This is a genomic window from Vibrio sp. CDRSL-10 TSBA, assembly GCA_039696685.1.
In the GTDB taxonomy this organism is placed as follows: Bacteria; Pseudomonadota; Gammaproteobacteria; order Enterobacterales; family Vibrionaceae; genus Vibrio.
The window spans coordinates 226,229-239,615 of record CP155566.1 but is presented as its reverse complement, the minus strand read 5'-3'; the positions used below and the strand labels follow the sequence as shown (position 1 = coordinate 239,615).

6 protein-coding genes, 2 tRNA genes, 3 rRNA genes and 2 pseudogenes are annotated in these 13,387 nt (G+C 49.1%); 3 read left to right on the top strand and 10 right to left on the bottom strand.

Annotation, left to right across the window (positions count from 1 at the left end; all coding sequences use genetic code 11):
• Positions 1-119: 119 nt before the first annotated feature.
• On the top strand, positions 120-1,043 hold the full coding sequence (gene coaA, locus ABDK09_08445) for a type I pantothenate kinase (GenBank protein XAW89695.1): 924 nt from the start codon (positions 120-122) through the stop codon (positions 1,041-1,043).
• 134 nt (positions 1,044-1,177) lie between these two features.
• Here coaA and birA read toward each other — a convergent pair whose 3' ends face one another.
• Both birA and murB read right to left on the bottom strand, forming a co-directional pair.
• A complete protein-coding gene (birA, locus tag ABDK09_08440) occupies positions 1,178-2,140 on the bottom strand; it encodes a bifunctional biotin--[acetyl-CoA-carboxylase] ligase/biotin operon repressor BirA (GenBank protein XAW89694.1) in 963 nt (320 codons plus the stop codon).
• On the bottom strand, positions 2,140-3,180 hold the full coding sequence (murB, locus tag ABDK09_08435) for a UDP-N-acetylmuramate dehydrogenase (protein ID XAW89693.1): 1,041 nt from the start codon (positions 3,178-3,180) through the stop codon (positions 2,140-2,142). Before murB ends, birA begins: the two co-directional genes overlap by 1 nt.
• 65 nt (positions 3,181-3,245) lie before the next feature.
• Here murB and ABDK09_08430 point away from each other — a divergent pair, with 65 nt between their 5' ends.
• A complete protein-coding gene (locus ABDK09_08430; GenBank protein ID XAW89692.1) occupies positions 3,246-3,680 on the top strand; it encodes a GNAT family N-acetyltransferase in 435 nt (144 codons plus the stop codon).
• An 89-nt stretch (positions 3,681-3,769) separates the two neighbouring features.
• Entirely contained in the window at positions 3,770-5,110 is a 1,341-nt protein-coding gene (gene pssA, locus ABDK09_08425) for a CDP-diacylglycerol--serine O-phosphatidyltransferase (GenBank protein XAW89691.1), read from the top strand.
• A 190-nt stretch (positions 5,111-5,300) separates the two neighbouring features.
• Here pssA and ABDK09_08420 read toward each other — a convergent pair.
• The 8 genes and pseudogenes from ABDK09_08420 to fre all read right to left on the bottom strand — a co-directional run bounded on the left by ABDK09_08420 (position 5,301) and on the right by fre (position 13,385).
• Positions 5,301-6,328: pseudogene (locus ABDK09_08420) on the bottom strand (IS630 family transposase).
• A 53-nt stretch (positions 6,329-6,381) separates the two neighbouring features.
• A pseudogene (locus tag ABDK09_08415) lies at positions 6,382-6,528 on the bottom strand (IS630 family transposase).
• A gap of 187 nt (positions 6,529-6,715) precedes the next feature.
• Positions 6,716-6,792, bottom strand: a tRNA-Asp gene (locus ABDK09_08410).
• Positions 6,793-6,876: 84 nt separating this feature from the next.
• Positions 6,877-6,992, bottom strand: a 5S ribosomal RNA gene (rrf, locus tag ABDK09_08405).
• Positions 6,993-7,081: 89 nt separating this feature from the next.
• Positions 7,082-9,971, bottom strand: a 23S ribosomal RNA gene (locus ABDK09_08400).
• 377 nt (positions 9,972-10,348) lie between these two features.
• Positions 10,349-10,424, bottom strand: a tRNA-Glu gene (locus ABDK09_08395).
• Positions 10,425-10,609: 185 nt separating this feature from the next.
• Positions 10,610-12,163, bottom strand: a 16S ribosomal RNA gene (locus ABDK09_08390).
• The 16S, 23S and 5S rRNA genes sit together here with 2 tRNA genes alongside, the layout of an rRNA operon.
• A 508-nt stretch (positions 12,164-12,671) precedes the next feature.
• The gene (gene fre, locus ABDK09_08385; protein ID XAW89690.1) at positions 12,672-13,385 is read right to left on the bottom strand and encodes an NAD(P)H-flavin reductase; all 714 of its coding nucleotides are present in this window, start codon (positions 13,383-13,385) and stop codon (positions 12,672-12,674) included.
• Positions 13,386-13,387: the final 2 nt, after the last annotated feature.

Below are 13,387 nucleotides of genomic sequence, written 5' to 3'. Positions count from 1 at the left end.
CGATGGTTTTTCATTCAAAATTCCGGCCAATCGCTAATTATGCCATCTTTCTCATTTGCTTTATCAGCACCATATTGTATGTTCCCCTCTCTTATTCTAATTATACGATTGAGCATTTTATGAGCCCGTACTTATCTTTTGCTCGTCATCAGTGGGCAGAGTTACGTAATTCTGTACCTATGACGTTGTCGGAAGCGGACCTGCAAGAGCTGCAAGGCATTAACGAAAGCCTCACGATTCAAGAAGCGGTCGAGATCTACCTCCCGCTGGCGAGGCTGTTAAACCTGTATGTCGCCGCCAGGCAAAGCCGCAACTCAGTGCTGAATCAGTTTTTAAGCAATACCGAGAAAGCACCTCCTTTTGTCATCGGCATCGCCGGCAGTGTCGCGGTAGGCAAAAGTACTACCGCCCGTCTGCTGAAAGCGCTGCTGTCACGCTGGGACAATCACGCCAAGGTCGAACTGATCACCACTGATGGCTTCCTGTACCCGAACCAGGTTCTCAAAGACCGCGGTATCATGCATAAGAAAGGGTTTCCCGAGTCTTATGATATGCGCCGCCTGGTGCAGTTTGTTTCCGATGTCAAAGCCGGCACACCGCATGTGGCAGCTCCGGTCTATTCCCATCTGACCTATGACATCACCGATGAACAAAAGGTGGTTGACCGCCCTGATGTGCTGTTGATTGAAGGGTTGAACGTGCTGCAAAGCGGTATGGATTACCCGCATGATCCGCATCGGGTCTTTATCTCTGATTTTCTCGACTTTTCAATCTATGTCGATGCTGACAGCAGCATGATTGAAAAATGGTACATCGAGCGCTTTATGAAGTTCCGCCAGGGTGCCTTTACCAAGCCCGGCTCTTATTTCAGTCACTACACCCAGTTGAGTGAAGAGGAAGCGATCAGCAAGGCGAAAGAGATTTGGCACAGCATCAACGGTAAAAACCTGCAAGAAAACATTCTGCCAACCAAAGAGCGCGCCCAGCTCATCCTGCGTAAAAGTATCGACCACACCGTCGAACGGGTACTGCTGCGTAAGTAATGCCCGGTAAGTAAAGCCAGGTGAGCAAACGGAGTCTGCTTACGCCGGATAAACAAAAAAGAGGCTGATGCCTCTTTTTTTTTTAACTTGTCCGGTTTATACTCGCCAGACCACGCGCTTATGACCAAGCGGGACTACTCACCTTTACGCAGTGATATTTCACCACCGACATAACTTTTCAGACCTTGTTCGGTTTCCAGCAGCACACCACCGTGTACATCGATGCCGCGTTCAATACCGCAGATCTCATTATTACCCATAATCAGCTTCACTTTACGGCCGATGAAGTTATCCAGGCGGTTCCAGCGTTCAACGAAGTCCTGCATACCATGCAGCTCATATTCACGCAGCGCCTTATCCAATGCCTGAATAAAAGCGATCGCTAATTGGTTGCGATCAATACGATCCTGACCGATCACCTCAGCTAAACTGACCCAGGGCTGATCGATAGCCGATTCACGATCCTGCATAATCAGATTCATACCCATACCGATAACCAGATGGGCGGCACCGCCGGCCTGTCCGGACATCTCAACCAGAATTCCGGCCAGTTTACGATCCTGATAGTACAAATCATTCGGCCACTTGAGCTTCACCCCATCAAAGCCCATGTTTTCCAGTGCTTCGACTACGGCCACGCCGACCACCAGGCTCAGCCCCATTGCGGCGGCCATACCGGCTTCCAGACGCCAGTACATGGAAAAGTAGAGGTTAGAGCCAAACGGAGAAATCCACTGCCGTCCGCGACGACCACGACCGCTGGCCTGATACTCTGCCAGACACACAGTACCGGAGGCGATATTGTCGAGATTATCGATCAAATGCTGATTGGTTGATCCGATGATAGGATGCAACTCAACCGGATTACTGACCTGCGCCTGAATAGCCGCTTCTTCCAGCATCATCAGCGGCTGGGCCAGCTGATAGCCTTTGCCCTGCACCCGGAAGACATCCACGCCCCACTCCTGGATCCCCTGGATATGTTTACTGATGGCCGCACGGCTCATACCAAGCTGCTCACCCAATGATTCGCCGGAATGAAAAGCGCCATCTGACAGGGTCTTCAATAACGTCAGCTTTACACTATGCTCTTTCACTACGCTTGCTCCAGTATTTCAGTTAGGTTGGTCTCCCCTTGTACGCCGATAAAGCGCACTTCATGCTCCAGGGTAATGCCATATTTGTCCTGTACACTCTGACGAACCAATGCCGCCAGTTCAATCACATCCCGCGCAGTGGCTTTATCCGCATTAATCAGCACCAAAGCCTGTTTACTGTGTACCTGAGCACCACCGACACGAGTGCCTTTGAGGCCGGCACTGTCGATAAGCCAACCGGCCGCGATTTTCATGCCGTCACTGACCGGATAAGCCACCATGTGGGGAAATTCAGCCACCAACTGCTCATATTGTGCCTGGCTTATCACCGGGTTTTTGAAAAAGCTGCCAGCATTACCGACTTCACGTGGGTCCGGCAGTTTATCGAGCCGGGTCTGACACACACACTGGTATATCGCTTCAGCACTGCAGGGCTGCGCCAGCGCTCTCAGCGGACCATAGGAAGAGACCGGCTGCCAATTCTTGGCCAGCTTAAGTCCGACAGCCACCACAATCGCCTTGTTATATAAACCGTGCTTGAAAATAGAGTCACGATAACCGAACTGACACTGTTCAGCGGTCAGACGTTGTACCGTCAGGGTATCCAGACATAAGTAATCGACGTAATCACACACATCCTTAAATTCGACCCCATAAGCGCCAATATTCTGAATCGGCGCCGAACCGGCACAGCCCGGAATCAAAGCCAGATTTTCCAGTCCGTACACCCCCTGCTCCATACACCAGGCCACCAATTGCGGCCAGTCTTCACCGCCATGGACATGCAGGTAATGAAACTCAGCATCCTGAGTGTGGTCGATGCCGGATAACTGGTTCACCATTACCAGGCCCTGATAAGGCGCAGTAAACAGAATATTACTCCCCTTACCCAGCATCAGTTTTGGCGTGTGTTGCCACTGCTCGGTTTGATAAATGGAAATCAGGTCCTGAACCGACTCAATCACAGCCAGAGATCGACAAGACTGATCGATGGCGAAGGTATGGTACGGCTTTAAATTCGCGTCGAGATGTAATTGCATGGGATTCTTTGGATAAACTAAACTTGGGTCATTCTACAACAGATGCACTTTTAAGACAGATACAAATGCCGACTCTGCACTTTGAACACATAGACCCGATAAAGTTGCCTCTGGTAAAGCGTTTTTACAAACAGCACTACCCGGGCACCAAGCCAAAAAGCGATGAACTGATGATCGGCGGCTACACTGAACAGGGCATGAAAGCCATCGTACGCTTTCGTCAGGTTGCCCAGTACCGTTTGCTGACCGGCATGGTCGTAGACAGCAGCCTGCGCGGTGACAAGATAGGCTCTCAGCTGCTGAGTTATTGTCAGCAGAACGTACTACAGGACAAGGATTACTGTTTTGCATACTCACATCTTGAGCGTTTCTATCAGCAAGCCGCGTTTAAAACCATTGATTCCAGCCAGTTGCCGGCCGCGCTGCTCGGTCTGTTCCAGCGTTACAGTGCGAGTGGTAAAGATCTCATTCCAATGCAATTCATTCCAGAGTTCAGGTAAGAATTGTCCTCTTTCCTAGCCATTGTTCATTCACTTTTGGTAATATGCTCTGATCGCAATTTTGCACATACGTAAGGTAAAGCATCCCTATGATTGCTCGTAGAAATCCATTCGAACAGCTACCCACTATTGCGCAAGATCCGGATAAGTTTGGTATTTTGTTCTCAGCCGAGGAATTTCGTACTCATCTGATTGAGTCGATTCGTCAGGCGAGCAAACGCATTTATATCGTGGCTCTCTACCTTGAGGACGACGAGGCTGGACGTGAAATTCTCACTGAGCTGTATGAAGCGAAGCAGCGCAACCCCGGGTTGCAAATCAGTATTTGTGTAGACTGGCATCGCGCCCAACGTGGCCTGATAGGTGCCGCGACCTCAGAAGGTAATGCGGCGATGTACAAGTCTTTCAAACAGCAATATGACCACTGTATCCCGGTCTACGGTATTCCGGTGCGGGGCAGAGAAGTGTTCGGTGTTCTGCACCTCAAGGGCTTCATCATTGATGATGAGGTGATCTACAGTGGTGCCAGCCTGAATAACGTCTATCTGAACAAGAAAGAGCGTTATCGTTTTGACCGCTACCATACGTTCGAAAACAAAACCCTGGCTGACAGCATGGTGAAGTTTATCCAGCAACAGATGTTGGAACACCCTGCAGTCAATGATTTGGCATGCAACAGTAAACCAAGCACCAAAGAGATTAAAACCGATATTCGTCAGTTCCGTGCTTCGCTAACCCAGGCAAGCTACGAATTTGAGCCGGAAACAGTCTCAGAACAGCAGATTGGCGTAACGCCACTGGTTGGTATCGGTAAACGCCGCAACCGCCTGAATCAGTACATAGTGCAGCTCATCGCTCAGGCGAAAGAAGAAATCTTCATTTGTACCCCTTACTTCAATTTCCCGCGCGGAGTGGCGAAAGAGGTACGTAAAGCGATTCGTCGTGGCGTGAAGGTACATATCGTGGTGGGTGATAAAACCGCGAATGACTTTTACATTCCGCCAGAGCAAGGGTTCAAGACCATCGGTGGTCTGCCTTATCTGTATGAACTTAACCTGCGCCGCTTTGCCAAGCTGAACGAGGCCAATATCGCCAGCCGTAACCTGTCGATTCACCTGTGGAAAGACGGTGATAACAGCTTCCACCTCAAAGGGATCTGGATCGATAAACGTTATATGCTGCTGACCGGGAATAACCTCAATCCACGTGCGTGGAAGCTGGATCTGGAGAACGCTCTGCTGATCACCGATGATCACCATCACCTGAATGAGCGCTTTGAGCAGGAGATTGAAAACATCCTGCAACATACTCAGCTGGTGTGTACCTATAAGCAGATCGAGAAGATGGAAAACTACCCAGAGCCGGTCCAACGCCTGATCCGTAAGATTATGCGCCTCAAAGCAGACCGGGTACTGAAGCAGATTCTCTAACCTGCACCTGCATATCACGTAATAAACAGCCCTGGCCTAGTGCCGGGGCTTTTTTGTAAGGGTCTAGGGTCTAGGGTCTAGGGTCTAGGGTCTAGGGTCTAGGGTCTAGAACTTAAAATCAATAACCTGAGAATATACAAGATATTCTGGTCTCGATATTGACTGATATAGATAATACCAATCACACTAATTAACTGGTCAATATAGTCCAATCTCTAAAGCAGAGCGAAATGACTCTGCTTTTGTCTGCACAAAAACGATTCCAAGCACTACACAGCTTGTCGACAATATCGTCGTAACATTCAAAACACCTATTGGCTATTTCGTTCTGACGTAACCAACTCCATACCTGCTCTATTGGGTTGAGTTCCGGTGAATAGGGCGGTATATGAATGACAGTCAGGTTTCTTGAATGAATCAGCAAGATAACTTTGATGCCAACTGGCTTGATCCATGATGACGACAGCATGTTTGTCTGCGGGTGTTGATTGAGAAATGAGCCTGAGTTGCTCTTTCATTGCTTCCATGTTGCTCATCGGAACAACAATAGCTTCAGTTTCTCCGGTATTAATGCACACCGCTCCAAATAGGTACGCATACTCAAATTGCTGTTGTTGTACCGCTCTGGGACGAGTCCCTTTTTCTGCCCATATTCGGGTTGTTGTGTTGCGCTGGCCAAATCTGGCTTCATCTTGAAACCAGATTTGAACGTCTTTTAAAGCAACATGTCCTGGGATCTTAAGGATCGTTTCTATTGGGAATTTTTTTAAAAGCTTCTTGCGCTTCTGCAGATTGCTTTGGGTGCTTTGAACGCGTTGTTATCCAAACTAAATCAAGTTTTCTCAATATCTTATAGATGCCTGATAAGCTGTACGATAGGCCAAATTCCTCATGGATGAATTCAATAATATCTGTCCCCTGTAGTCTTCCACCTTCAGGCTTAATCGCATTGGAAGTGATGTACAGCTTTAACTGAGATAGCTGGTCTTCAGTCAGTCGTGGAGGACGGCCTGTATGCTGCTTTTCTACCAAGCCTTCAACACCATTCTTTAAATAAGCCGCAACCCAGTTATTGATACTGGTACGGCTGGCTTTTAAATATTTGGCGATCTGAGTGCGGCTTTTTCCATCCACGAAATGAGATATAGCAAGAAGTCTCGTACGCATCCTAGCATCGGATGTTTCACGAATAAGTTTTGGGAAGTCAGGGGTCGTCATATCAGCTCCTATTGAAGCTGATATTAGATCATAAAATTAGTACGATTGGTATTATTGATACTGGTACGGCTGGCTTTTAAATATTTGGCGATCTGAGTGCGGCTTTTTCCATCCACGAAATGAGATATAGCAAGAAGTCTCGTACGCATCCTAGCATCGGATGTTTCACGAATAAGTTTTGGGAAGTCAGGGGTCGTCATATCAGCTCCTATTGAAGCTGATATTAGATCATAAAATTAGTGCGATTGGTATAAGGAAGTGGCGGACGGCCGGGCTGGCGCCCCATCGGAGACGCGCACGTCCGGGACTCGTTCGGCCGAAGGGCGAAAAACTGCCTACCCCAGAAAACAAAAAACCCAGTCGTAAGACTGGGTTTTTGTAAATAAGTGGCGGAGCGGACGGGACTCGAACCCGCGACCCCCGGCGTGACAGGCCGGTATTCTAACCAACTGAACTACCGCTCCGCATTGGTCAGACTATCAAGTCTTTTCTCGTTTTTGCTTTCAGGTTATTCCTTAAAAGTGGCCAATCTGAAGCAAGAAATTAAAGCCTGGCGATGTTCTACTCTCACATGGGGAAGCCCCACACTACCATCGACGCTGTTTCGTTTCACTTCTGAGTTCGGAATGGAATCAGGTGGGTCCAAAACGCTATGGTCGCCAAGCAAAATTTTAAAATCTGGAAAGCTGTTTAAGTTCTCATACACATTCAATGTACTTGCATTGAGTCCAATCAAAACCCCTTGGGTGTTGTATGGTTAAGCCTCACGGGCAATTAGTACAGGTTAGCTCAACGCCTCACAACGCTTACACACCCTGCCTATCAACGTTCTAGTCTCGAACAACCCTTTAGGACACTTAAAGTATCAGGGAAGACTCATCTCAGGGCTCGCTTCCCGCTTAGATGCTTTCAGCGGTTATCGATTCCGAACTTAGCTACCGGGCAATGCGTCTGGCGACACAACCCGAACACCAGAGGTTCGTCCACTCCGGTCCTCTCGTACTAGGAGCAGCCCCCTTCAATCTTCCAACGCCCACGGCAGATAGGGACCGAACTGTCTCACGACGTTCTAAACCCAGCTCGCGTACCACTTTAAATGGCGAACAGCCATACCCTTGGGACCGACTTCAGCCCCAGGATGTGATGAGCCGACATCGAGGTGCCAAACACCGCCGTCGATATGAACTCTTGGGCGGTATCAGCCTGTTATCCCCGGAGTACCTTTTATCCGTTGAGCGATGGCCCTTCCATTCAGAACCACCGGATCACTATGACCTGCTTTCGCACCTGCTCGAATTGTCATTCTCGCAGTCAAGCGGGCTTATGCCATTGCACTAACCTCACGATGTCCAACCGTGATTAGCCCACCTTCGTGCTCCTCCGTTACTCTTTGGGAGGAGACCGCCCCAGTCAAACTACCCACCAGGCACTGTCCTCGAACCGGATAACGGTCCAGAGTTAGAACATCAAACATACAAGGGTGGTATTTCAAGGACGGCTCCAACGCAACTGGCGTCACGTCTTCAAAGCCTCCCACCTATCCTACACATGTAGGTTCAATGTTCAGTGCCAAGCTGTAGTAAAGGTTCACGGGGTCTTTCCGTCTAGCCGCGGGTACACTGCATCTTCACAGCGATTTCAATTTCACTGAGTCTCGGGTGGAGACAGCGTGGCCATCATTACGCCATTCGTGCAGGTCGGAACTTACCCGACAAGGAATTTCGCTACCTTAGGACCGTTATAGTTACGGCCGCCGTTTACCGGGGCTTCGATCAAGAGCTTCGACCGAAGTCTAACCCCATCAATTAACCTTCCGGCACCGGGCAGGCGTCACACCGTATACGTCATCTTACGATTTTGCACAGTGCTGTGTTTTTAATAAACAGTTGCAGCCACCTGGTATCTGCGACTCTCAATAGCTCCATCCGCGAGGGACTTCACCGTCAAGAGCGTACCTTCTCCCGAAGTTACGGTACCATTTTGCCTAGTTCCTTCACCCGAGTTCTCTCAAGCGCCTTGGTATTCTCTACCCGACCACCTGTGTCGGTTTGGGGTACGATTCCTTACAATCTGAAGCTTAGAGGCTTTTCCTGGAAGCATGGCATCAATGACTTCACCGCCGTAGCGGCTCGACATCGTGTCTCAGCCTTAAAGAGAGCCGGATTTACCTAACTCTCAAGCCTACGCACTTGAACCTGGACAACCGTCGCCAGGCCCACCTAGCCTTCTCCGTCCCCCCATCGCAATTGTAAGAAGTACGGGAATATTAACCCGTTTCCCATCGACTACGCCTTTCGGCCTCGCCTTAGGGGTCGACTTACCCTGCCCCGATTAACGTTGGACAGGAACCCTTGGTCTTCCGGCGAGGAGGTTTTTCACCCCCTTTATCGTTACTCATGTCAGCATTCGCACTTCTGATACCTCCAGCAAACCTTACAGTTCACCTTCAACGGCTTACAGAACGCTCCCCTACCCAATACGATAAATCGCATTGCCGCAGCTTCGGTTTACAGCTTAGCCCCGTTACATCTTCCGCGCAGGCCGACTCGACTAGTGAGCTATTACGCTTTCTTTAAATGATGGCTGCTTCTAAGCCAACATCCTAGCTGTCTGAGCCTTCCCACATCGTTTCCCACTTAGCTGTAATTTGGGACCTTAGCTGGCGGTCTGGGTTGTTTCCCTCTCCACGACGGACGTTAGCACCCGCCGTGTGTCTCCCGGATAGTACTTACTGGTATTCGGAGTTTGCAAAGGGTTGGTAAGTCGGGATGACCCCCTAGCCTTAACAGTGCTCTACCCCCAGTAGTATTCGTCCGAGGCGCTACCTAAATAGCTTTCGGGGAGAACCAGCTATCTCCGAGTTTGATTGGCCTTTCACCCCTAGCCACAAGTCATCCGCTAATTTTTCAACATTAGTCGGTTCGGTCCTCCAATTGATGTTACTCAATCTTCAACCTGCCCATGGCTAGATCACCCGGTTTCGGGTCTATATCCAGAGACTGAACGCCCAGTTAAGACTCGGTTTCCCTACGGCTCCCCTAAATGGTTAACCTTGCCACTGAATATAAGTCGCTGACCCATTATACAAAAGGTACGCAGTCACACCACGAAGGTGCTCCTACTGCTTGTACGTACACGGTTTCAGGTTCTATTTCACTCCCCTCACAGGGGTTCTTTTCGCCTTTCCCTCACGGTACTGGTTCACTATCGGTCAGTCAGGAGTATTTAGCCTTGGAGGATGGTCCCCCCATGTTCAGACAGGATAACACGTGTCCCGCCCTACTCGATTTCACTGAACATACGCTGCCGGTTACGGGGCTATCACCCTGTTTCGCGGTCCTTTCCAGAACCTTCACCTGACGCATATAAAGCTTAAGGGCTAATCCAATTTCGCTCGCCGCTACTTTCGGAATCTCAATTGATTTCTTTTCCTCGGGGTACTTAGATGTTTCAGTTCCCCCGGTTCGCTTCATTAACCTATGTATTCAGTTAATGATACATGCTTATGCATGTGGGTTTCCCCATTCGGAAATCCCAGACTCAAATGACTCTTACTGTCTCATCTGGGCTTATCGCAAGTTAGTACGTCCTTCATCGCCTCTGACTGCCAAGGCATCCACCGTGTACGCTTAGTCACTTAACCATACAACCCGAAGGAGTTTCGAGTTGATGAACAAGTCACCAAGTTTGTCTGCAATTATTTAAACATGATGCAGACTTGATTTTGCCGGACTCAATTTTGAAACTTGTTAAACAAGTTTCTACCAAGCACACTTGAATGTGTTGTTGGTGTATTCCACTAAGGAATACATTGAGAACTTTACAAACAAATCTTATTCACAAGGAATAAAGTTTGTTTTGTCAGCTTTCCAAATTGTTAAAGAGCAGATGTTGAATAAACATCATTCAAGAGTTCTTAATAAAAACGCTTTGATGATGACTTTCGTTTTAGACAAGGCAAATTGAGAGGACGTGTATAATCATACACGACGAACAATTTAACGCAGTATAAAGCGAAAGTGGTATCCCGTAGGGGAGTCGAACCCCTGTTACCGCCGTGAAAGGGCGGTGTCCTAGGCCTCTAGACGAACGGGACACAGTCTAACTTGATCTTTTTGCTTAACTCTTCGTTGCACTGCCTGTTCTCGCTCAGTTACATACTTATGTATGCGCCTTCACTCGCCAGTTGTGCGCCTCGATTTAAACAAAAATCTCTTCGTTATCATCTCTTTTTTATAAACCATCAATCTGTGTGAACACTCATCGCAATAATCATTCGTATAAGGAGGTGATCCAGCGCCAGGTTCCCCTAGCGCTACCTTGTTACGACTTCACCCCAGTCATGAACCACAAAGTGGCAAGCGTCCTCCCGAAGGTTAAACTACCTGCTTCTTTTGCAGCCCACTCCCATGGTGTGACGGGCGGTGTGTACAAGGCCCGGGAACGTATTCACCGTGGCATTCTGATCCACGATTACTAGCGATTCCGACTTCATGGAGTCGAGTTGCAGACTCCAATCCGGACTACGACGCACTTTTTGGGATTCGCTCACTTTCGCAAGTTGGCCGCCCTCTGTATGCGCCATTGTAGCACGTGTGTAGCCCTACTCGTAAGGGCCATGATGACTTGACGTCGTCCCCACCTTCCTCCGGTTTATCACCGGCAGTCTCCCTGGAGTTCCCGACATTACTCGCTGGCAAACAAGGATAAGGGTTGCGCTCGTTGCGGGACTTAACCCAACATTTCACAACACGAGCTGACGACAGCCATGCAGCACCTGTCTCTCAGTTCCCGAAGGCACAAGACTGTCTCCAGTCTCTTCTGAGGATGTCAAGAGTAGGTAAGGTTCTTCGCGTTGCATCGAATTAAACCACATGCTCCACCGCTTGTGCGGGCCCCCGTCAATTCATTTGAGTTTTAATCTTGCGACCGTACTCCCCAGGCGGTCTACTTAACGCGTTAGCTCCGAAAGCCACGGCTCAAGGCCACAACCTCCAAGTAGACATCGTTGACGGCGTGGACTACCAGGGTATCTAATCCTGTTTGCTCCCCACGCTTTCGCATCTGAGTGTCAGTATCTGTCCAGGGGGCCGCCTTCGCCACCGGTATTCCTTCAGATCTCTACGCATTTCACCGCTACACCTGAAATTCTACCCCCCTCTACAGTACTCTAGCCTGCCAGTTTCAAATGCAATTCCGAGGTTGAGCCCCGGGCTTTCACATCTGACTTAACAAACCACCTGCATGCGCTTTACGCCCAGTAATTCCGATTAACGCTCGCACCCTCCGTATTACCGCGGCTGCTGGCACGGAGTTAGCCGGTGCTTCTTCTGCAGCTAACGTCAAACGAATGCGCTATTAACACACCCGCCTTCCTCACTGCTGAAAGTACTTTACAACCCGAAGGCCTTCTTCATACACGCGGCATGGCTGCATCAGGCTTGCGCCCATTGTGCAATATTCCCCACTGCTGCCTCCCGTAGGAGTCTGGACCGTGTCTCAGTTCCAGTGTGGCTGATCATCCTCTCAGACCAGCTAGGGATCGTCGCCTTGGTGAGCCCTTACCTCACCAACTAGCTAATCCCACCTGGGCATATCCTGACGCGAGAGGCCTAAAAGGTCCCCCTCTTTGAGCCGAAGCTATTATGCGGTATTAGCCATCGTTTCCAATGGTTATCCCCCACATCAGGGCAATTTCCCAGGCATTACTCACCCGTCCGCCGCTCGCCGCCCTTAACGTTCCCCGAAGGTTCAGTTAAGTCGCTGCCGCTCGACTTGCATGTGTTAGGCCTGCCGCCAGCGTTCAATCTGAGCCATGATCAAACTCTTCAATTTAAGATTTTGTCGGCTCAATGAATACTGACTTCAAATTACCTTAGTAATTCAAAGCTATTATCGTTCCAACAGAACGATAATGAATTGACTGTGCCGATACCGAAGTATCGATTGGTCACTCAGTTCATTGATACCTAAGTTGATTCTTTAGAATCATCTTCGATTATCATCAACGAGTGCCCACACAGATTGATAGGTTTATATTGTTAAAGAGCGTGCTTTTCGAGAAGCTTTTCTCTCAAAGCGGAGGTGCATTCTAGCGAGTTAATTTGAAGAGTCAAACACTTTTTCAAATTTATTTCTCAGAAGCTTTTTACCTCGCTGACCAGCGCTGAAGCCTTGTGGCGTCTGCCGTGTCAGTGAGGCGGCATTATAGGGAGGTTTTAAAATGGCGCAAGGGGTTTTTGCAAAAAACTTTAAAAAAACGGCCATTCGCTGAATAAAGCATCGAAGTGATGAAAAAGAGGGCATTTTAGCCCTCTTTTCTGTATCTGATGTGCAGTAACCGTTAGATAAATGCGTACGCATCAGCAAACATACGTTCACTCAGCGCCTGTTTGTTCTGCGTAAACATCTCTCTTGCCGCGCCCGCCATCTCAAATCGACCGGCGATATAGATATCGTAATCAGCCAGTGATTCGAAATCCTGACTGATGGCCTGAAGCACATTACCCACTTTGCCCTGCCAGTTAGCTTCTGCTTGTTCCACTACCGGAATAAAATGCACATTGTCATATTGAGCGGCAATTTGGGCCAGTTCATCTTTAGCATACAGCTGGCTCGCATCACGGCCGCCCCAGTACAGATAGATAGAATTGGTCTTCTTCTGGGCAACACAATGATCAAGAATAGAACGAACATAGCTAAAGCCGGTACCGCCGGCAATCAGCAGCAGAGGACGCTCGCTGTCTTCTTTTACCCAAGCATCACCGTGCGGCGCATCAATTGTGATGTCACTATTTTCTTCCAGCGCCTGACGCATCGCGTTCACCACATCCTGCGCGTAGGCATTATGTTCTGCCGCGCCGATATGCAGTTCCAGTTCACCTTCATGGCGGCACGGGCTGCTGGCAATCGAAAACGGGCGCTTGTCTTTCTCGCCCATTACTACCATCAGGTACTGGCCGGCTTTAAACTCAACCGGCGCTTCCGGGTGCAGCAGGATTTGGAAAGTGTTGCTGGCTAATGGCTGGATAGACTTTACTTTACATTTAATGGTCATGA